The following is a 19,959-nucleotide window of genomic DNA, read 5'->3' on the forward strand; positions in this document are numbered from 1 at the left end:
TCCCATGACCATCGATTGGACCGCTTTCACCCCGGGCACTGCACTCGCCGGGGGGCTGCTGATTGGCCTCGCCAGTGCCGCTTTACTCGCCTTTAACGGTCGTATCGCAGGTATCTCCGGCATCATTGGCGGACTGCTTGACCAAATCCAGGGCTCCCTATGGCGCCTGGCCTTTATCGGGGGACTATTGATAAGCCCTCTTGCCTGGAAAATCTTTGCAACAGTGCCCGACATTGATATCCAGGCAGGTTATCCCACCTTAATTGCAGCGGGATTACTGGTGGGCCTGGGCACGCGGATGGCTTCCGGTTGTACCAGTGGCCATGGTGTTTGCGGCTTGTCCCGACTCTCCACTCGCTCGCTAACCGCCACCCTGATATTTATGGCCGCGGGCTTCGCAACCGTATTTCTAATGCGACACCTCCTGATCGGCCAGCTGGGGCAATGATGATGAAAACCAATATCAGCGCACTTTTGGCCGGGCTCACTTTCGGCCTGGGTTTATTGCTCTCCGGTATGGCCAACCCGGAGAAAGTCATCGGCTTCCTCGATTTAGCCGGCGCCTGGGACCCCTCTCTGGGACTGGTGATGTTTGGCGCTATCGTTGTGGGTCTGCCACTATTCCATTTCATCAGACGGCGGGGACAGTCTATCTGGAAGCAACCGCTTCACCTGCCGGCAAGTAACCAGGTTGATCGCCGATTGGTATTGGGCAGCCTTCTATTTGGCGCCGGCTGGGGACTGGCGGGTTTTTGCCCCGGACCGGCGATTGTCGCTACTGGGGCAGGACAACTTAAAGCGGTAATTTTTATGCTCGCCATGCTCACGGGTATGGGGATATTCCAACTCTTCGGAATCAAGCGCACTGCCGCAGTGGAGTAACTTGCGCCCAAGCACTACGGTGAGGCAGCCGCCGTCTATCTTGTTTGAGCAGTCCACACAATTGCGGCAGGAAGAGAGCAGAAACAAGCGTAAGGATGCGGCTACTCCACCTAATCCCTCCATGGCTTCGACGCTACCAGCCCAAGTGGCTGGTGGGAGATAGTGTTGCCGCCCTACTGGCCAGCATGATGCTGATCCCACAGGCCCTCGCCTATGCCGCACTTGCCGGCTTGCCCCCTTATCTAGGGCTCTACGCTGGGCTGCTCCCATTAGTAGGATACGCACTGTTTGGCTCCAGCTCAGTGCTGTCCGTCGGCCCGGTGGCCGTGCTCGCCCTGATGACCGCTTCAGCTCTCACCCCCACAGCCTCACCGGGAAGTCCCGAGTACATTTCCGGAGCCATATTATTAGCACTCTTGAGTGGAGCAATCCTGCTACTAATGGGGTTTCTTGGCCTCGGCAGCCTCGCCAACCTCTTGAGTCTTCCGGTTGTTGACGGTTTTGTCTCCGGCGCCGCGCTGCTGATTATTGCCGGGCAGATTGCCCCCTTGCTGGGAATATCAAGCAATGGGGATACGGTTCTCGAGATATTGATCAACACCTTTAACCACCTGCCCGAAACCGATCGGGAAGCAGCTCTGCTGGGGCTCATTGCACTGGCCAGCTTAATTGCCGCCCGTCTAGGTTTGCCCTTCCTGCTCAGGAAAATCGGGGTCGGCCCGGCACGATCCAAATTGCTTTCGCGGTTGGCGCCCATGCTTATCGTGGTGGTTGCCATTGTGCTCACCGCTATTTTTCACTGGGAGAAGGAATTACCTGTTGTGGGAGTTATTCCCGCTGGCCTACCGCAGCTAAGTATCCCCTCTATTAACCCGGGGCTGATTTACAAACTGCTTTTGCCCGCCCTGATTATTGCCCTGCTCGGTTTTGTCGAGAGCTTATCTATTGCTCACTCTATCGCCCAGCGACGCGGCGAGAAGCTCAACACTAATGCGGAACTGCGGGGGCTGGGCGCCTCCAACCTTCTCAGCGCATTTTCAGGAGGGTTTGCGGTAACCGGCAGCTTTGCACGGACAGCCGTTAATGATGAGAGTGGAGCAAAAACCCCCCTCAGCGGCGTGATAGCCGCAGTGCTAATCGCCCTGCTACTTCTGTATGCCACCAAAGTCTTTACCGAACTGCCAATCTGCGTGCTAGCTGCCACCATCATTGTTGCAGCCGCAAACCTGATCAACTTCCAGGGTATGGCCCACCACTGGCGCTACGACCGCACCGATGGACTGGCTATGGCCGGCACATTTCTCGGGGTAGTGTTTTTTGGCGTGGAGACCGGGATTGCCCTGGGCGTCGGGCTCTCATTCGCCACATTGATCTGGCGAGCCAGCCGGCCACATATCGCTGTTGTGGGGCGTGTACCGGGTACTGAGCAATTCCGCAATGTACTTCGCCATACGGTGAAAACCGACTCTGAGATTTTGTTCCTGCGTATTGATGAGAACCTGTTTTTTAGCAACATCAATGCGATTGAGGAGCGACTTTTTGTAGAGATAAAGCGACATCGCAATACCCGCCATATGGTGCTGATCTTATCGTCTGTTAACCGGATCGACAGCACAGCGATAGAGCGTCTGTTACAAGTAAACCGGGATTTACAGAATCGGAATGTCCAGCTGCATCTGGCTGAGGTAAAGGGGGCTGTACTGGATCGCCTGGGCCACTCCAAGTTACTGCAGGAATTGAGCGGCCGCGTGTTCCTCTCCCCCTACATCGCAGAGCTTGCTCTGCGCCACCATCAAATCTCCGATAGCGACAAACCATCCGAATAAGGTTGCGCGACTTGTAAGACAGCATCAAACACTGGCAAAATATCCAGTATTTGAGCAATGAGCGCGATGGGCGGAAACAACCTTACCTCTGAACAGCAGGCAATTGCAGATCATGCCGGTGGTCACGCCAAGATCATTGCCGTTGCCGGCTCTGGCAAAACCACTGCTCTGTTGCACTACATAAAGAACCGCCTTGATGCAGGTATCGCCCCCGAACGACTGCTGGTATTAATGTACAACCGCAGTGCTCGGGAGGACTTCGACCGCCGCTTACGGCAGCTGACTGAAGGCTCGACACCAGCGGTACATACCTTTCACAGTGTTGGATATCGTTTATACCAACGCATGATCGCCAATGATCATATCGCTGCTGCCAACCTATCCCCCCTGCCCCAATCCACAATCCAATTACAAATCTGGAAGGCCATTGAAGAGTGCGCGCCCACTCACGAACTCGAAGAGATTAGAGCACGGAAGCAATCTGAGATTGAGGCCGCTGAATTTTTTATTGACTACACCAAAACGATTCTGTCGGGAGATCTCAGCGCATTTCAGGAACTGAAGCTCGGCGATGAATACATGTATTTTCTGCAAGTATTTCGCACTTTTGAAGCTTGGCGCCGCAGCCAAAATGCGGTTACCTACGCCGATCTGATTTATGACCCAGCCATGCTGCTCAGCATGGATGAGGAGATGGCCGAGGAGTACGGTAGTTATTACGAAGATATCCTGGTGGATGAATACCAGGATATCAATGAGATACAGCACTTTTTATTGCGAGTTCTCTACGGAAAATCTGGCAACGTCATCGCGATTGGCGACCCAGACCAAACAATTTACGAATGGCGAGGCTCCAAACCGGATTTCCTGCTCACATTTTTCGATGGGGATTTTCCCCCCTCGAATATTTATCACCTGAGCCGCACTTTCCGTTACGGCCATCAGCTATCCCTGGCCGCCAACCACTTTATTGAGAACAATCGCGATCGCGCCGATATATTCTGTGTTTCAGCCAATGAAGATCAGCAAACAGAAATCGAGTTGGTAAAAACCGATAAGGAGGGGCGCTGGCTTGTAGAGCACCTGCGTCGATGTCAAAAGCAAGGTCAGTCACTCAGGGATGTCGCCGTACTGGTGCGGCTGTGGTCTATCGCCGCTCCTATTGAACTGGCACTGCTGGCCAATAATATTCCCTACCGTTCAGCAAGCCGCAACACCGTCCTTTCGCGCCGGGAGCTGCGCCCCTTATTTTGGAGTTTAAATATTGCCTCCGGTCGATTCACTGAACTTCCACCCAAGCGTCGCCAGCAGGGACTTTACGAATGGCTGACCTCTCCCCATGTGCGTATTCCGCGCAAAGTCCTGGAGCCCATCTGCTCCTCACTGGCAGCGCTGGACAAAGGCTGGGGCAAGAAGCTAATTGCCCTACTACCTGAAAACCTGAGCAAACCCCAGACCAAGCGTTTGCGCCAACGGGCAGACCTGCTTACCCAGATCGAGAGCTGGCGCGGTCACGCTGGAGAGCTACTGCGTCGTCATATCGGTGAACTGGAACTTCTCAGCGGAATCGCTGACGACGCCTTCACCCGCCAACAAGGGGAGGAAAGGCAGCAAACCATCCTCGCTTTCTGCAAATACCTGGACACACTGAAGCAGCCGCCCGCTGAAGCCCTGGCACATCTACAAGAGCTGCAACGCCAACACCGGGAGGGTGAACAAACTGAAGCGGATGCCATACAAATAACGACCATGCACCAGGCTAAAGGTTTGGAGTGGGAACAAGTGATTATCCCCACCCTCACCCAGCACAATATGCCCTATCAGCCCCAACGGGACTTCAGCACACCCGCGTCACTGGAGAGCGAACGCCGCTTGATGTACGTGGCGATGACCCGAGCCAAGTCAAAACTCTTCTTGTTGACCCCTGCAGAAGACTCCAAAAAGAATAATCCCGAGGCTTCGCAGCCTTCATTATTTATTAAAGAAATGCAGCTTCCTTTAAGTAAATTGATGGCAGACTCCCTAAAGGAGCGCCCGGAAAAAATCGACACTGATGTGCCGGTTTCACGCCAAGCGCTCCACTATTTAGAAGCTTGCGATTACAACCCCAGTATCAGCGCACCCAGGGCACTAATGCGAAAACCAGAACCCGGAGAGGGGTTGCGGCATCGAAAACTTGGCTATGGAAGGGTTTTGGGATGGGAGGACAAGCGTATCGAGGTTTTATTTAGCGATGGAAAAGCTCGACGGTTTGATTGGGAAATTTTGTCACAATACCTGATGTAGCAATACCTAGGAACGTGCGTACCAAAAAAATAATTCGCTCCGCTATTATCAGGTTACCTAATGCAAATATCTATCAAGAGCCTTCTTCATAATCATCTTTCCCAACTGCTTTCAATTGTGACCAAAATTCCGCAGGAAATATTTCACAAGCAACTGGCACCAGATATGTTCAGCTTAGCCGAGAATGCAAAAATTGCGGCCAATTTTTCTCTTCGTGGGTACTGCCCGCTCGTTGACCAAAAAACTGTGGCATTTGAAGAAGATGGCAGTACAAAGGAGGGTATTCTGAGAACCATCCAGAAAACACTAAGCTATTTAGATTCTTTACCCGAAGTAACCGATCTGGACAGCAGTAGAAGAATCAATGATAAAGCGGGTTTTACAACAGTGGATCTCCCACAACCACAATATATCCATCAATACATACTTCCAAACTTACTATTCCATATGAGTATGGTTTATGCAATCGCACGCCGCTATAGTGTACCCCTTAACAAAGGCGATTTTGATGGGTTCCACAGTTACCCAGCTGAATTTAGTTTTATATAAAAATCACCAAAACACTTCAGCGCCAAATTCTTCCAGCTCTTTATCATCAAAAATAATTCGCCAAATATACCCCCTCACGGTATTAACCAGAACATCACCACGAGCCGCAACTATTACTATAGTGCTAAAAATTCAGACTCAGAAAATTTCACCTCATTTAAAATAACTTGACCAAGTTCATAAAAAAAAATATAAACGCGATACAATTCGACATCTACACCAAACTTTTCATGGAATAGAAGTAACCGGTATGAAAATCTCTAAACTATTATTAGTCCCCTTAGCTCTAACAATCTCTAATGTCTCTATAGCCGAAGAGAACCCGTTCTATATCGGGTTTGGCCTAGGCTACCATGACCTCGATGGTCAGAAAGCCCGATCCGGCCACTACCTTGAGGGGCAGCGCTTCGGCGATCAAACAAATTCTTTAAATATTTATCTCGGATATAAATTTAACCCGTACTTCTCTGTAGAAGCTGGATACAGCAATTTTGGCAGCGCCCAGGATGAGTATCTCTCCCCCGTCACTTATTATGACGAGTGGAAAGAAGAGTACATAAACACCTACGTCGAGGATGACGAAACACTTGAAGTCAGCAGTTTTCAGTTGAGCGGTGTCGCTCACTACCCGGTTCTCGAAAAACTGACCTTGAGTGCGAATCTTGGTATTTCCTACACCAGGGTCGACAGTGAGTTCAGACCTGTATCCACTTGGTGGTCACTCATATCTCCAATTGAGAGGTACAGTGAAAAAGATGTGGATCTAACATACGGCCTTGGTGCTACCTATGACTTTACCGATAAGTTCTCAGGAAAGCTTCAGTGGAAGACAATCGATAACGACATTGTAGCCGTTAACGGGTTTGACCTATCACTGGAAGCCCGCTTCTAATCCACCTTACAAACAGGAGGGGCTACAGAGAAAGCAGCTGCAGCTCCCTTCGCTCACTAAAGTTAAAAACAATCAAATGCCTCTGGGCCACCTAGAGGTAGCCGGGAGCCAATCGGCAACCAAGAAAATCTCGGCTTGCACTAAATACCCCCAAAATGCCTAATCTTTAGCCAACATAATGATTTTTAAGGATTTTTTCATTCTTTAGGTTGACTTGCACCAGGGGCATCTATAATATCCGCATCCGTAACGCGCTCGTAGCTCAGCTGGATAGAGTACCTGGCTACGAACCAGGCGGTCGGAGGTTCGAATCCTCCCGAGCGCGCCATACAAACAAAGGGCTTATGCTTAACGGCGTAAGCCCTTTTTTGTTATAGCGCGGTAAAACCCGCATGCATATATCACCGCCAGCACTACCTTTATGCCTGAGTCGGCCCCACCACTATCAACTCCCCCAGAACTCCACCATAAGGCATCCGTCACCGGGCCGTAATACAAGAACTTCTAGGAAGTATTCCTCACCTTGAACCCATTGCTGGGAGCTAGTGATGGAATTGGCCGTTCACTGCCAGAAACATAAATTGCCAGTGATATAGATAAATTTATATAAGCAGGGGCTGAGCCAGCTCCTCTTTCCCAAGAAGAAAACCAGCGATTGGGCAAGCACTAGATTTTAACTGAGCTCCACCGGCAACAATTAAGTGGGTGAACCCCAGTCGACAAACTGTCAACGGAAAGCCATTATCAGGTGTAATAGAATTACGCATCAGTACTCTCTGCTGAAGAGCAATAATCATACCCCCTCGCGTACAGACCATTTTCGGTGTTAGATAAATTGAGGGGCGAGCTTCTCGATGATATAACCTACCTCCTCCACATCAACTCATGAATGCAAATGATGCTCTCAACATCACCACCAACCCATAAGCAATACACCTTATAGTATCGACTCAATAATTCACAACTTAGCTAACGTTACTATGCTAATAGAAACGTAAGATCAAAACAGTCACCATAATTCAGATTGACTGATTGCAAGCAGCCCTCTTTTACACTTGCTGGCGCGATCGTAATTATCCCAAAAGGAATGACGCAGGCATAAATTATATCGCTTATAGTTAATGAGCACAGAACATGACACGTTTCCTATCTTTTCTGACATGGAAAAAAATACTTGTCGGTTATTTTTCAGTAATCTTCATCTTTGCTGCCATATATAGTGAATGTGACTCCTGTATAAATGAAAAGCTCGATTTCACAAAAAGTATCTACTTCAGCATTGTAACAATTACAACTTTGGGCTACGGAGAAATTTACCCTGTCAATGAGCTCGGTTATCTACTAACCTCCATTGAAACACTGACGGGAATTGCAACATTTGGGCTACTATTGAATGAATTTACAAAATACCAATCAAACCGACAAGAAAAATTAAGACAAGAAAAAAGAGTCGAACAATTAAAAAATGCATACCACTATTTTCGAGTTCATATGGCCGACTTTTGTGCCGCGGCTATCAGCACTATAACCCACAAAGAACAAGCCCCAGCATCCTATGACATGATGGGTTTTAGAGAATATTTGGAGAACAACAATAATAGAAATGCAAATATCCTTAAGGAAGCCCTCCCTCGTAACTACAAGTTCAGGGCAATGATCATGACGGAATACAAAATATACGCACGACAAATAGAATTGGCTTGCTCAACGATAAATCTCCACGATACAAGGCTATTGGACTTCTTCTATACCCATATAAGCCAGTCTGTCCGACTTGAAGCTGTAAGTGAAGCATCAGAGACTTTATCGGAAACTCTATTCAATCTAATCAATGACATTATGGCAGGAATAGATGCAAATGGAGACAGGCGTGACCGAGACATATATATGGGTTATATCAATTCACTAGAGTCGCACGTTAGCCAAGGCTAACAAACCGCCAAGAGGTTAAGGACAAACTAGATCCGAGCCTTAAGATTTATCCCAACCATAAGCTGTCCTATTCGGGCAATACAATAATCCCACCTAAATAATAAATACTGCCGGAGATACTACCCCTAATCCCCAAAACTCCAATTCAAGTATTATTTATCAGTAGCAAGTAGCAATTTTTCTAGCTGTACTTTGATTAATGTCGGAGTATCTATACAGATTGAAAGCTCACTGGGTACCGTTCAAATTTTACAAATCGGGGATCAAAATGAGAGTGGAATATCTCACAGCTTAAGCATTTCTGATTTTGCCAGCTCTACACAATTTGGCACTGGAAATATATCCAGCCTTGGTCAGAGTGCAGGCGGTAATAATTTTGCTATTGGAGATCAAGTTGGTGAGCTAAATACCGTGTCAGCCAATCAATCCAACAGTTCCTTTAATCAATTAAATATAAGCCAGCAAGGCATGCAAAATTCACAAACACTGTTTCAGACAGGCTCACAAATTAGCTCATGGACCACCCAAAGCGGCATGGAGAACTCTGTAATGTCGAATCAAAGCGGAATGAACCACACTTTAACATCCCTTCAAAACGGGACTCTGAACAGCCTCACAGCTAGCCAAGGTGGAACCTCACAACTTGCCAATGTGACCCAGCTGGGAACAAGCAATAGCGGAACGATCAGTCAGTAGTCGCCGTAGAGCCTAAAAAGCCTCTTATAACCTCTAGAAAGCCCTACCCACGGCTCCTGAGCCAAATCCCTTTGTGAGAAAACAGAAACAGACAAACAGGTTTTACGGCCACCAAACACCAAAAAAGTGCTTCATATGAAAAAAATGCTTGACTCTACCTACACCAATCTATATTGTGCGCCTCCTCGACGCGCTCGTAGCTCAGCTGGATAGAGTACCTGGCTACGAACCAGGCGGTCGGAGGTTCGAATCCTCCCGAGCGCGCCATTTTCAAGGGGCTTACGTTTTTTGACGTAAGCCCCTTTTTTATTGCGACAACCTCAACACCAAAACACAGCTAGGCTTTGGATTATGGAAACAAGGAGAAGTTTTCAGGGGGTAGCGCCATGGATATCACGACTCTGAATGTACTTAAGCAGCTAGGTTTGTTAGCCGCAGTCTTTACCCTATCTACGGCCGCACTGGCCATTGAATGCGGCGACACTATATCTGAGCCCACCACTCTATCTCAGGACCTGAATTGCGAGTTGAGTATCGCCAATCCTGTAGCACTCACCATTGTAGGCCCATCAGGGAGCCTGAATATGGCGGAGTTTGAGCTTAGCTGCGTATCGCTGGACCCAACCCAAACAGATTTCTACGCAATAGACCTACAGGGCACCGCAGCATATCTCAGCAACGGCCAACTAACCAACTGCACCAATGGTGTCATCACCTCCAGCTCAGGCTTCCACTCCATCTCCAATATGGAAATAAATAGCGCTGTAAGAAATGCAATTTTGCTATTCGGCAACGGCAATACCATCACCAACGTCGATATTACAGGTCCTGCTACTTCAACCATCTCTGATGGTATTGAGGTTTTTGGCGATTACAACACCATTAGTCGCAGTACGGTACTAGGAGGCGGAGACGAAGGCATTGAAATCCTGGGAGACTATAACAATATCTCCTTTACTACCGTTTCTGGGTTTAGCGAGGACGGCTTCGAGATTGACGGCAACTTCACATTTGTATCTAACAGCATCATTGAGAATAACGGTGAAGCTGGAATCCTGATAAACGGTAATTTCAACAACATAGCAAGTAACAATGTGGCGGATAATGGGCAGGTGGGCATTAATCTAAGTGGCGGCTCAAGCAATTCGATTGCAAGCAACACGGTATCCAATAATGGGCTATCGATACTATCAAGCAATGGCGGTATTATCGTTACTGACTCGAATAGCTTAAACAACCGGATTACCGGGAATACCCTAAACGGCAATCAGCAATTTGACCTCGCAGATCCCTTTGACCCCGACTGCAATGAAAGAAATCTTTGGAGTGGAAACCAGTTCACTACTTCAGACCCCACATGCTTAGACTAACTACCCAAACTAGAGAAGTGGCTTGCGCTGCAAGGCCGGACACCTCCAGTCTCACGAAGGCTATATCCGGGGTTTAAACAGAAGCAAATAAGACTCAAGTACCAAAATTACTGTTCAAAGTTAAACCAAGTTGAATCAAGAGTCTCAATAGTTAAAAATGCATGAGGAGCTGTCAAAATCAGAAGTAAGGGACTACATGACTGATATCCTCAAAGATATACTTCAGTTCGTACAGAATGTGGGGCTTAAGAATGGCCTCTTTGTCATATTTTTCATCTTTGCGCATTACCTCCTCTTCTGGATGTACAGTGGGCGCCTGAAGGACCGACAAGTTGAAATTGACCGGCTTGCAGCAGATAATAAAGAATATAGGGACAGGTTTTTAAAGTTGATGGACAACGCCTTCTCTTATTCACCTCCCACTAGGAAAAACGCGCCCAAGAAGCCAATTAATGAAAAGGAGTTTGAGTAGTGCTCTATCTATTGCCGGCAATTGCTCTTGTCTTCATTTTCGCGAAAATATATCAGCTTCTGGAAGTAAAGAAGCATGATCAACACTTATTTGAGTTTTGTCAGCTACGGAGAGATACGATCGGCTATCTCTCCGATTCTTATACCGACCTATCAAGAAATGATTACATAGCCTTACGCAAGATCAATGATGCACTCAGCACCATCATTGCCGGATATAAAGAGCACAGAACGGTTGTGTTTAATCTCAGGTTATTTTCAGAGTATGTCAATCAGCTAAAAGCCTTTGAGAAAAAGGCCGAGAAGATATCAACTAGCAATCCAGATATACAAGAGTTACTAAACAGAGTTCATCAGTCTATATTTAATGCCTTTCTGGCATTTACCCCCTACCTAAAATCAGAACTCGCGTTCAATGTAGTGATGAAATTGATCTCTCTGGGAGTAAATGCCGGGGCCAATTCATTCAGGGCACATTTGCTAAGCCTTAAAGAAGCCAAAACCCTGCTCAATACATTTAAAAAGCATTCCTCCCCTTGCTGAGCCCCTCTTATTCAGCCACCGAGAGCTTTTCAGCTATTTGCATGGCAAGCGCTATCAAGGGCAAATTTGATACCAGCCAGTACGCCAAGCGCTGATATCAATTCTGCTGGGAGTCAGCCAATAAGGCTGGACTCTGTGGACACTCAAGATTCTATGCGTGAAAAGTAACTAAAGGCGGAATTTTCAGTCAAGCAAAAAGCACTGAAAAATTAATGGGTTAATACAGAAATACACTTATTTTTTGGAAAGTTTAATATCCCAAATTAGGACAGCACTCCATCCAGCATCAAACTATTGATATTTAACTAAATAGTCATCTTCAGCTCATATTAAACCATTCGGTCACCGTCAATATATCGATAATTTCGAAAAAATCGATATACGAAATAATCATTACCAGAAAACTGAAAATAAGACGCACAGATCTATAAATCGCACTTTTTTCTCACCGAAAGCCCTTAAAACCGAGAAAAAACTACGGACCGTTCAACCCATAAAAAGTAATATCATACGTTTTTTCCGCCCCCCTTCTTACCCGACAAAACCCGCTCTCTCCATTTAGTCAATATCAAAGATTCGGTGTCTATATCCTTGCGACGTAAATACCTTATAGGTGCAGAAATGGAACTCAGTTATATCCTTATTATATGTACAGTGATCATCGTGATTTTCACTGCCTGCGCCTATCTGTACAACTACATCCTTACAGCAAGCGCAACATTTTATCACTCACCAGTGCAAGAGGATGAGACTGCGATACGCAATCACCTCAATGATAAAGATACGATCAACATACTTGTCATTGACGGTGGCGGTATTCGTGGACTCATACCGCTATATGTCATTAAGCACTTGGAAAAAGCACTGGGGCAACCAGTTGACGAGCTTTTCGATGTGTTTAGTGGTGTCTCGACGGGCGCTGTCATTGTTACCGGGTTGAATGTCCGCTCATCTCACCTGGCTAAAAACTATGCCAATGTCGATTCAAAAACAGACTTGCTTATTAACTTATACAAGTCGAAAAGTAATTATCTGTTTTCAACCCCTTGGTATCATAAACTGCTTACGGCATCCGGTCTTTTTTCTCCAAAATATTTGGGTCGCCGCCTTCACAAAGTGATGGAGAAGCACTATACACCAGAGCTTAACTTCACCGATTTGAAAAATTATGTGATTATCCCCTCACTCAGTGTAAATACTGGTGAACTTCACCTCTTCAAAAACCGAGGAGGAGATACCAGTGAGCTTCCTACCAACAGCCTATATCAACTGGTCACAGCTGCAGTTAGTGGGGTTTCACTGTTTCCCCCAGTTGGCTTTATGGCTGACAGCAAAGAAGTGGGCCATAAATACTTTGCCGACGCAGGTATTTCTGCCAACAACCCTGCAAGTGTTGCACTCCTGGATATCATCAAAGAGTTCCCTCACAAGAACTACTATGTGCTGATTCTTGGGTCCGGCACCTCCCCGCTAACCAGTTCGCAGGTGAAATATAAAGACCTGAAAAACTGGGGCATACTACAGTGGGCACGAGATGCTATCTCAAGTGTTCAAAGATCAATGGATGAGCAGCAATTGCACGCCCTGGAAATTGCTTCATTACTCTCCAACAATGTAAAGATCAAATATGACTATCTCAATGTAGAGGTAACTGAACCCCATGTCGGTCTATTTGAATATGACAATATCGATTCACTCAAGATTCACTCAGATCGACTCATTAAAAACAATAAACAGAAAATACAACAGGTAATTGACCAATTGGCCACTGCCAGCGGATAAAAATCTCATCACGATGTAAGGCGGCAACTCAACAAAACGGTTGCCGCCTAATCTAAGGACAGTAGCATTCACTCTATCAGAAAATACACGCTTAGCACCCAACACCCTCTCACCCGCCTGCCAGCAAACCAACCAACAAATATTTTACTGATTTATCGCTAGTGACATTACTCTTCAGGAGCAAAATCAAACGGCGTTTAACCATGCCAAAGCTTCGCTATCTAATCACAATTCTAATTACACTGACTTCCTGCCTCTTTGTGAATGTAAGAGCTGGAGAACTTCATGATCGTGAGGCTCGAAATAGGTGTATAAAAACCTGTAAGAATAGCTACTATGACTGCATTAGAGATAATGAAAATCAAGACTGGTGCGTAGAGAAGAAGATCCACTGCGATAATATATGCTATGAGTACGAAGAAGATCGCTGGCGCTGGTATCGAGATAAATCTTCCAACCATTAACCAATAAACAGATATATGTAAGCCGTCCTATAGGACATCAAAGCAAAATAGGATAGCTGTGCATTAAACGTATATTTTGCTAAGATCCAGGTTCTGCATAAATTATCTACCAATAAGAAAATATGAAACTCCTCTCTATAAACGTATCCAAAAAAGTAGATTGCGAATACAAGGGTAAAACTGTAACAACGGGGATCTTCAAGAAGCCAGTCCAAGGAAAAGTTTTTGTTGGAAAGAATAATTTGGAAGGAGATGAGCAGGCAGACTTAAAAAATCATGGCGGCAAAGATATGGCCATATATGCGTTTTCTAATGACCACTACCCTTACTGGGAAGACCTGTTAGGCAGAAAGAGCCTCAAGTATGGCGCATTTGGTGAGAATTTAACGGTAGAAGGGCTTCGAGAACAAAATATCTTTGTTGGAGACCAATTCCGCATAGGCAGTTGTATCCTTGAGGTAAGTCAACCCAGAATACCCTGCTTTAAGCTAAGCATGGCCCTAGATAATGACGCTGCAGCCAAGATTCTCACTAATAGCTTTAATTGCGGTGTATATTTTAGGGTTGTTAAGGAGGGACATATTAAAGAAGGGGTTTCGATTTGTAAGATAGCTGAAGCTCCAAATTCAATCGACATACGATCTATGTTCAGAGCTTTTTTTGATAAGCAATTTCCCAATACCAAGCAAGTACTCCAGGCTGCAAGTCAGCTACAACCCTTGTCCAAAGAGTGGAGAGAGAAAGCTGTAAGGCGGCTCTCTAAGCTCTGACAATTGAGTAATTTATCACATCAGCCTACTAACTATATTCCCTCCGAAAGTGAGCCTCCAGGAGGGCTATGTAGTAAAAGTTAAAACCCGGCACTACCCCGGACTTAAATGTGTTAACCGTATTTTTTTGGAGAAAATTACTAACTTATTAAACAAACAAGAATTAATAGGCTTCCTCAAGTTGATATTACTGCGCGAGCTATGCTCGAACACCCCCTATTGTCATCTACCAATATATTTGCGGATAAAATGATAGCTATTATCAGGCATTCAATAACTTAAACTGACCCTGTCAGAATTGGCCTTGGCAAAAGGGTTCACTCATGTACTTGGATCCACCCAACACCCTGGAATCTTTTACTAATATCACAGACACCAACCATTTAAAACCATACATCAAGCTACAGCTTATTATATACCCTGCAAAACTTAACATAGGGCTTCGAAGATATTAACAAATAAAAAGCAACTGAAAAAACAATTACCGCCCAAGTATACTGAATAAAATATAAAATCCATAAATATATAATAAACGGCAGAACTAACACAGATAATTTCTTAACCCCAATACTGGCAATATGCAATGATGCATAAATACAGATAAGTACTGACAAAGAGGCGCACACCAACAAAAGGGATGATGAAGTTATGGTAATCATGAGCACCCCCAGTACAGCAAAAACAGCCGCCCCAAAGTATCTCGTACCAGGTTCAAGTGCTCCCATGCTAATGGGGGCAGCCATATATCCAACTATATGATAGCCAGATACGATCACCATAAGTGCTGCCCAACTATCAGCATGAGCAAGTACAACTGCTGCTATCAACCAATTAGTAAGCATCGAGCGCCTTGATAAATTATGTACAGGATCTAAAACAGCTAACCATCGCGGCATTTGCCCTACAGAGGCCATTGCAAATAGAATTCTTGACGAGGCCCCCAAATAAGTATATCCAGATGCCGAGGGACTTATCACACTGTCTGCGAGTAGTATCATTGCAAGAAAGTGCAAGCCAAGCAGTGTCGCCAAGTCCAAAAGCGGCGAGTCAAAATTAATCCCTTGCCAACCACCATTTTCCACCAGAAGATCGTTCGGCACTGAGGCCATAAAAGCATATTGTAATGCAAGATAAACAAGCGTCATTATTGTAATTGATAAAGTAACGGCCAAAGGAATATTACGCTTGGGATGTTTTATCTCACTGGCAAAGGCAACACTGATCTGAAAGCCATTAAACGAATATATTAGACCTGCCCCAATAACAGCGGAAAAAGCGCTTCCAAACCCAAACTCCTGATTAGAGTCAATTGAAAAATTTGACCCACTTGTATCACTACTAAATACAACTATAAGCAATACAACTATTGCAAAGGTGGGAGTAAATATCTTTAGAACAGTGACAACATTATTGATCTTGGCAAGAAACCGTATTCCATAATAGTTAATCAGCAAATATACAAAAAGAATACTTAACGCGAGAACCTTCCCCCACGGAGTCAAGGTATGATTGTCAATTAACAAAGAGGAATCTATAGCAGATGAGAGGTATTGAGTAGTTGCCTGCGCCTCGGTCGCAACAACCATTAATGTGCCAAACCAGTTAGCAAACGCAAATGGCATTCCAAAAATACTATTGTGCGACAATGCACTGGATTGAGCGAGGGCACCACGGACTGGGTAGAATGCAACGACACGGCTTAGGCACAAGCCAACCATCAAGACCAAAAGTGCTGCTAATATCCAAGCTCCAAAAGCCCAATTACCTGCATAGTTTGCCGTAAGCTGCGCACTAAACAACCAGCCCGAACCTATCATACAGGTGGCACTAAGCAGCGTAGCACTCAACAGAGAAACGCGTTTTTTTCCGCCTTTGGCACAACCCATATCGACCGTTTTCTAGAGTATTATGCAGGCGTCTTCTCTATTTAATCTGATAGCTCCTGCTACTAGTATCTTTAGTTTAGCCAGCCCAGTTCATTTCAACCAAAAACAGTAAGTTATCTCTTTCTACTTCAGGTATAAGTCAAAATTAAAAATGGAGATATTGTATAGAAGCCTTTAAAGGCCTTATAGAAATTTGACATGAGCATCAACTCGCCTTTCCAAAAGCTTAGGGCTGCCTGCCGGGAAGCACGTTCAACATATGCAGCAATGAAAGTTAACGCAACTATACAGAGGACTGAAGGAAATCCCAGCGGTTGCATCTTTCAACACCAAGGTATTCTTTCAAGATTGACGCCATACGCCCCCGCATCCGCCAGAATTTTTCTGGCACATAGTTAGTCGCAAAAGCTATAGAGGCCTTACATTCAGGAACAACTAAAAGGTAAGCCGTAGCCGCATCATCAGTCACGCCACTGTGATGTAGTACCAACCATGGCTTATCTTGCTCCCCTAGATTTATGCCACCCACCCGCAACCGAGGAAATGTTTTTTCTCTTTGATTTCTTCACTATGTAATTAGGCGTAGTCAACACAAAACTTGGATTCAATAGATCAATTATTTTTTATATCGACACGCACTTTAATTATACAGAGACATACTTGACCCATCTCTCATTGGAGCATCCATAAGGGGTGCCCCATATAAGTTGCTAAAGTAGCGCGGCTATCGCTATATCGAGGCTATCAAAATTTGGGTAAGTTCTTTGGGCATATCTAGCATCACATCATGACCACAGGGAAGGTTTATCGTCTCCCAACCAAGTTCTTTCTGAGCTCTCTCAAAGAACGGCCTACCAATTCCTGGTGCCCAGCCCGATGCATAGATGTACCGGTGCCGAGCAACTTGCTTCCATAAGCCCTGTAGTTGAATCGGTTGCTCAAATGATCCCAGTGGATGGTCGACACAGCGCCGATCCACCCACGCCTGATCTTGAATGTTAACCCCGAAATCTATTGCAGGACTTGGCGCTACGCGAAATCCATCACCCTGAGTTCTGGCAATATCCTGAAAACTCAACCCGACCTCTACAGGCAAAAGATCTAAGACGTTTTGCCCATCCTCTGGAACTAAGGCATCAAGATAGACAAGGGATCGTATATGCTGGTGAACCTTATCAGCCACACCGGTTATTACCACTCCACCATAACTGTGGCCACACAAGACAATATCCGTTAACTCTTCACATGCGATAACACCCAGAATGTCTTGTATATGCGTATCCAGGTTGATTGTGCCATCTAAAAGGTGCGCCCTTTCTCCGAGCCCCGTCAGAGTTGGGCTATAAACCTCATGGCCGTACCGCCTAAGAAACGCTGATACCCGCTTCCAACACCAGCCTCCCTGCCAAGCACCGTGTACCAGAACAAATGTTGCCATAAAGACTTAACCCCACGACCAGGCACTCCACCTGTATGAATTATCGCCACTTTTAGCTTCCACCCCCATCCCAAATGATAAACGGTTGACAGGTATAGGACGCCTGACCTAGCATTATTGATTCTAGGTCAAGCGTCCTAGACCCTGTAATGCTAGTTAAAGAGGAAGTACAGCATGGCAAATCTATTTCAATCCTTCGATTTATCAGGTCTTCGACTTACAAACCGCATGGTTATGGCGCCGATGACGCGAAATCGAGCGGACAAAAATGGAGTCGTAACACCCATGATGGTTACGCACTACCAACAGCGGGCAAGCGCTGGCCTAATTATCGCTGAATCATCTCCTATCTCTACGCAAGGTGTGGGATACCCTTACACGCCAGGTATATACACCGCTGATCAAGTTGATGGTTGGAGGAAGTTAACCCATGCAGTACATCAAGCTGGTGGGAAAATTTTTATACAGCTGCAACATTGCGGGCGCATTTCCCATCCCGACCTACAACCAGATAAAAAGGCTCCCGTGAGCGCATCTGCAATTAAACCAATTGGGCAAGCGGTTACCTACGAGGGGCATAAGGACTTTGCTCTTCCTCGTGCACTAAAAACTAGTGAGATTCCAAAAATCGTGGAGCAATTTGGCTTTGCTGCACAAATGGCTAAAGAGGCCGGCTTTGATGGAGTTGAAGTTCACGGCGCTAACGGGTATCTGATTGATCAATTTCTGCGTGACGGGACTAATCATCGCAACGACCTCTATGGTGGAAATATAGAGAATCGCATGCGTCTTTTAAACGAAATAATTGATTCCGTGATGGAAACTTGGCCTTCAAACCGTATAGGCGTGCGTCTAACACCAGAGAATAGTTTTAACTCAATGTCTGACTCTAACCCACAAGAAAATTTCGAGTATGTTTTAGAGCAGCTAAGTAACCGGAATATTGCCTACGTTCATATTCTGGAAGGCGATATGATGAAAAAAGAGAGAACCGTAAATTATCCAGCTTTACGCGAATGCTTTAAGGGTGTGTATATCGCGAATAATGGCTATAATCTCGAACTGGCCCAAAAATCCCTGAAAAGCAATAATGCCGATCTAATTGCATTTGGAACACCATTTTTAGCCAACCCTGATTTAGTTTACCGACTAAAACAAGGCATATCACTCAATCAAGCCGATCACTCAACTTTTTACGGTGGAGATGAAAAAGGCTACACTGACTACCCATTTGCCTCAACCCAAGTAGAAAATCAGTAAAGTAATCGATATGGAAAAACTAGACACCCGCGAGCGAATCATCGCAATAGCAGATGACTTATTTTATCAACAGGGTTTTGAGCATACCTCATTCAAGGATATCGCTAATCTTTTAAATATTTCTCGCGGAAACTTCTACCACCATTTCAAGACTAAAGATCAAATTCTATCTGGTGTCATAGAGAGAAGATTGCAAAAAACCCAAGCAATGCTTGAAGAATGGGAAGCACAAGGGAATACATCTGAGCAACGGTTAAAATGTTATATCCGTATTGTCATTACCAACTGGGATAAGATCAGAGATTTCGGCTGTCCCGTAGGTACTCTCTCCAATGAACTTGCCAAGTTGAACCATGTAGGGCGAGAGGATGCCAATAAAATTTTCAGTCTGTTTCGGGAGTGGCTAAAAACACAATTTACACAACTAAATCCCAATACTGATGCCGATAAACTAGCTCTACAGGTTCTCTCTTGGAGCCAGGGTGTTGCAACCTTAGCAAATGCTTTTCAGGACAAGGACTATGTTGAGTACGAAGTCAATAAAATGTGCTCTTGGGTTGACACATACAAGACGAAAGCTTAGCGCTATTTACAAGGAACTGTGAGTATATGTTTATTATTTTGTTAAAATTTTCAGAAAGAAAATCACAAGCAGCAAAATATATGACTGGCCATAAGGAGTGGTTACAGAAAGGCTTCGATGATGGAGTTTTTATACTGTCTGGAAGTATAAAACCTGGAATTGGTGGAGGTATCCTAGCATTTAACACCACTTATGAAGAATTGCTAATACGCATCGAACAAGACCCTTTCGTATCTGAAAAAGTGGTTAGTGCCGATGTCATAGAAATTGATTCATCCAAGGCTAGTCCGCAGCTTGAATTTTTATTAGACCCAGAGACAAACGGTTAG

At 45.4% G+C, this 19,959-nt stretch carries 18 protein-coding genes and 2 tRNA genes; 18 read left to right on the forward strand and 2 right to left on the reverse strand.

Annotated features, from left to right (window positions below; all coding sequences use genetic code 11):
* Positions 1–4 precede the first annotated feature (4 nt).
* From ACG1BZ_RS15555 to ACG1BZ_RS15625, 15 genes are all read left to right on the forward strand, one after another.
* Positions 5–448 (forward strand): YeeE/YedE family protein, encoded by a 444-nt coding sequence (locus tag ACG1BZ_RS15555; protein WP_413662617.1) that lies wholly within the window; start codon positions 5–7, stop codon positions 446–448.
* The gene (locus ACG1BZ_RS15560) at positions 448–882 is read left to right on the forward strand and encodes a DUF6691 family protein (RefSeq protein ID WP_413662618.1); all 435 of its coding nucleotides are present in this window, start codon (positions 448–450) and stop codon (positions 880–882) included. Before ACG1BZ_RS15555 ends, ACG1BZ_RS15560 begins: the two co-directional genes overlap by 1 nt.
* A gap of 95 nt (positions 883–977) precedes the next feature.
* Entirely contained in the window at positions 978–2,708 is a 1,731-nt protein-coding gene (locus tag ACG1BZ_RS15565; protein ID WP_413662619.1) for a SulP family inorganic anion transporter, read from the forward strand.
* 57 nt (positions 2,709–2,765) lie between these two features.
* Positions 2,766–4,994 carry an ATP-dependent helicase gene (locus ACG1BZ_RS15570; RefSeq protein ID WP_413662620.1) on the forward strand — a complete coding sequence of 743 codons (2,229 nt, stop codon included), beginning with the start codon at positions 2,766–2,768 and terminating at the stop codon, positions 4,992–4,994.
* Positions 4,995–5,054: 60 nt separating this feature from the next.
* A complete protein-coding gene (locus ACG1BZ_RS15575; RefSeq protein WP_413662621.1) occupies positions 5,055–5,543 on the forward strand; it encodes a DUF1993 family protein in 489 nt (162 codons plus the stop codon).
* A gap of 250 nt (positions 5,544–5,793) precedes the next feature.
* Positions 5,794–6,435 carry an outer membrane beta-barrel protein gene (locus tag ACG1BZ_RS15580; RefSeq protein WP_413662622.1) on the forward strand — a complete coding sequence of 214 codons (642 nt, stop codon included), beginning with the start codon at positions 5,794–5,796 and terminating at the stop codon, positions 6,433–6,435.
* A gap of 251 nt (positions 6,436–6,686) precedes the next feature.
* Positions 6,687–6,763: transfer RNA gene (locus ACG1BZ_RS15585), tRNA-Arg, on the forward strand.
* 806 nt (positions 6,764–7,569) lie between these two features.
* Complete coding sequence (locus ACG1BZ_RS15590; protein WP_413662623.1) at positions 7,570–8,367, forward strand: potassium channel family protein; 798 nt, start codon at positions 7,570–7,572, stop codon at positions 8,365–8,367.
* 192 nt (positions 8,368–8,559) lie between these two features.
* Positions 8,560–9,063 carry a hypothetical protein gene (locus ACG1BZ_RS15595; protein ID WP_413662624.1) on the forward strand — a complete coding sequence of 168 codons (504 nt, stop codon included), beginning with the start codon at positions 8,560–8,562 and terminating at the stop codon, positions 9,061–9,063.
* A gap of 190 nt (positions 9,064–9,253) precedes the next feature.
* Positions 9,254–9,330, forward strand: a tRNA-Arg gene (locus ACG1BZ_RS15600).
* A 119-nt stretch (positions 9,331–9,449) separates the two neighbouring features.
* Positions 9,450–10,433 (forward strand): right-handed parallel beta-helix repeat-containing protein, encoded by a 984-nt coding sequence (locus ACG1BZ_RS15605; RefSeq protein ID WP_413662625.1) that lies wholly within the window; start codon positions 9,450–9,452, stop codon positions 10,431–10,433.
* Positions 10,434–10,590: 157 nt separating this feature from the next.
* Complete coding sequence (locus ACG1BZ_RS15610; RefSeq protein WP_413662626.1) at positions 10,591–10,905, forward strand: hypothetical protein; 315 nt, start codon at positions 10,591–10,593, stop codon at positions 10,903–10,905.
* A complete protein-coding gene (locus ACG1BZ_RS15615) occupies positions 10,905–11,447 on the forward strand; it encodes a hypothetical protein (protein WP_413662627.1) in 543 nt (180 codons plus the stop codon). Before ACG1BZ_RS15610 ends, ACG1BZ_RS15615 begins: the two co-directional genes overlap by 1 nt.
* Positions 11,448–12,068: 621 nt before the next feature.
* Entirely contained in the window at positions 12,069–13,229 is a 1,161-nt protein-coding gene (locus tag ACG1BZ_RS15620) for a patatin-like phospholipase family protein (protein WP_413662628.1), read from the forward strand.
* A gap of 586 nt (positions 13,230–13,815) precedes the next feature.
* Positions 13,816–14,463, forward strand: coding sequence for an MOSC domain-containing protein (locus tag ACG1BZ_RS15625; RefSeq protein WP_413662629.1), 648 nt, complete (start codon positions 13,816–13,818; stop codon positions 14,461–14,463).
* Positions 14,464–14,864: 401 nt separating this feature from the next.
* On the opposite strand, the gene ACG1BZ_RS15630 is transcribed toward ACG1BZ_RS15625, so the two are convergent.
* Together ACG1BZ_RS15630 and ACG1BZ_RS15635 are read right to left on the reverse strand one after the other, a co-directional pair.
* On the reverse strand, positions 14,865–16,349 hold the full coding sequence (locus ACG1BZ_RS15630) for an APC family permease (protein WP_413662630.1): 1,485 nt from the start codon (positions 16,347–16,349) through the stop codon (positions 14,865–14,867).
* A gap of 730 nt (positions 16,350–17,079) precedes the next feature.
* Positions 17,080–17,787, reverse strand: coding sequence for an alpha/beta fold hydrolase (locus tag ACG1BZ_RS15635; protein WP_413662631.1), 708 nt, complete (start codon positions 17,785–17,787; stop codon positions 17,080–17,082).
* 174 nt (positions 17,788–17,961) lie between these two features.
* On the opposite strand from ACG1BZ_RS15635, the gene ACG1BZ_RS15640 reads away from it, so the two are divergent.
* Genes ACG1BZ_RS15640 through ACG1BZ_RS15650 form a run of 3 tightly spaced genes read left to right on the forward strand, consistent with a single transcriptional unit; the run spans position 17,962 to position 19,959 of the window.
* Entirely contained in the window at positions 17,962–19,047 is a 1,086-nt protein-coding gene (locus ACG1BZ_RS15640) for an alkene reductase (protein WP_413662632.1), read from the forward strand.
* A 10-nt stretch (positions 19,048–19,057) separates the two neighbouring features.
* Complete coding sequence (locus tag ACG1BZ_RS15645) at positions 19,058–19,630, forward strand: TetR/AcrR family transcriptional regulator (protein WP_413662633.1); 573 nt, start codon at positions 19,058–19,060, stop codon at positions 19,628–19,630.
* A gap of 26 nt (positions 19,631–19,656) precedes the next feature.
* Positions 19,657–19,959: a YciI family protein gene (locus tag ACG1BZ_RS15650; protein ID WP_413662634.1), complete on the forward strand. Its 303-nt coding sequence runs from the start codon at positions 19,657–19,659 to the stop codon at positions 19,957–19,959.

The sequence above is a fragment of the Microbulbifer sp. CNSA002 genome, from assembly GCF_047324085.1.
Lineage (GTDB): Bacteria > Pseudomonadota > Gammaproteobacteria > Pseudomonadales > Cellvibrionaceae > Microbulbifer.

What these genes read in the sequence shown, in the direction of transcription:
- ACG1BZ_RS15555 (WP_413662617.1), top strand. Translation starts at nt 5, where the DNA reads ATGACCATCGATTGGACCGCTTTCACCCCGGGCACTGCACTCGCCGGG.
- ACG1BZ_RS15560 (WP_413662618.1), top strand. Translation starts at nt 448, where the DNA reads ATGATGAAAACCAATATCAGCGCACTTTTGGCCGGGCTCACTTTCGGC.
- ACG1BZ_RS15565 (WP_413662619.1), top strand. Translation starts at nt 978, where the DNA reads ATGCGGCTACTCCACCTAATCCCTCCATGGCTTCGACGCTACCAGCCC.
- ACG1BZ_RS15570 (WP_413662620.1), top strand. Translation starts at nt 2,766, where the DNA reads ATGAGCGCGATGGGCGGAAACAACCTTACCTCTGAACAGCAGGCAATT.
- ACG1BZ_RS15575 (WP_413662621.1), top strand. Translation starts at nt 5,055, where the DNA reads ATGCAAATATCTATCAAGAGCCTTCTTCATAATCATCTTTCCCAACTG.
- ACG1BZ_RS15580 (WP_413662622.1), top strand. Translation starts at nt 5,794, where the DNA reads ATGAAAATCTCTAAACTATTATTAGTCCCCTTAGCTCTAACAATCTCT.
- ACG1BZ_RS15590 (WP_413662623.1), top strand. Translation starts at nt 7,570, where the DNA reads ATGACACGTTTCCTATCTTTTCTGACATGGAAAAAAATACTTGTCGGT.
- ACG1BZ_RS15605 (WP_413662625.1), top strand. Translation starts at nt 9,450, where the DNA reads ATGGATATCACGACTCTGAATGTACTTAAGCAGCTAGGTTTGTTAGCC.
- ACG1BZ_RS15610 (WP_413662626.1), top strand. Translation starts at nt 10,591, where the DNA reads ATGCATGAGGAGCTGTCAAAATCAGAAGTAAGGGACTACATGACTGAT.
- ACG1BZ_RS15620 (WP_413662628.1), top strand. Translation starts at nt 12,069, where the DNA reads ATGGAACTCAGTTATATCCTTATTATATGTACAGTGATCATCGTGATT.
- ACG1BZ_RS15625 (WP_413662629.1), top strand. Translation starts at nt 13,816, where the DNA reads ATGAAACTCCTCTCTATAAACGTATCCAAAAAAGTAGATTGCGAATAC.
- ACG1BZ_RS15630 (WP_413662630.1), bottom strand. Translation starts at nt 16,349, where the DNA reads ATGGGTTGTGCCAAAGGCGGAAAAAAACGCGTTTCTCTGTTGAGTGCT.
- ACG1BZ_RS15635 (WP_413662631.1), bottom strand. Translation starts at nt 17,787, where the DNA reads ATGGCAACATTTGTTCTGGTACACGGTGCTTGGCAGGGAGGCTGGTGT.
- ACG1BZ_RS15640 (WP_413662632.1), top strand. Translation starts at nt 17,962, where the DNA reads ATGGCAAATCTATTTCAATCCTTCGATTTATCAGGTCTTCGACTTACA.
- ACG1BZ_RS15645 (WP_413662633.1), top strand. Translation starts at nt 19,058, where the DNA reads ATGGAAAAACTAGACACCCGCGAGCGAATCATCGCAATAGCAGATGAC.
- ACG1BZ_RS15650 (WP_413662634.1), top strand. Translation starts at nt 19,657, where the DNA reads ATGTTTATTATTTTGTTAAAATTTTCAGAAAGAAAATCACAAGCAGCA.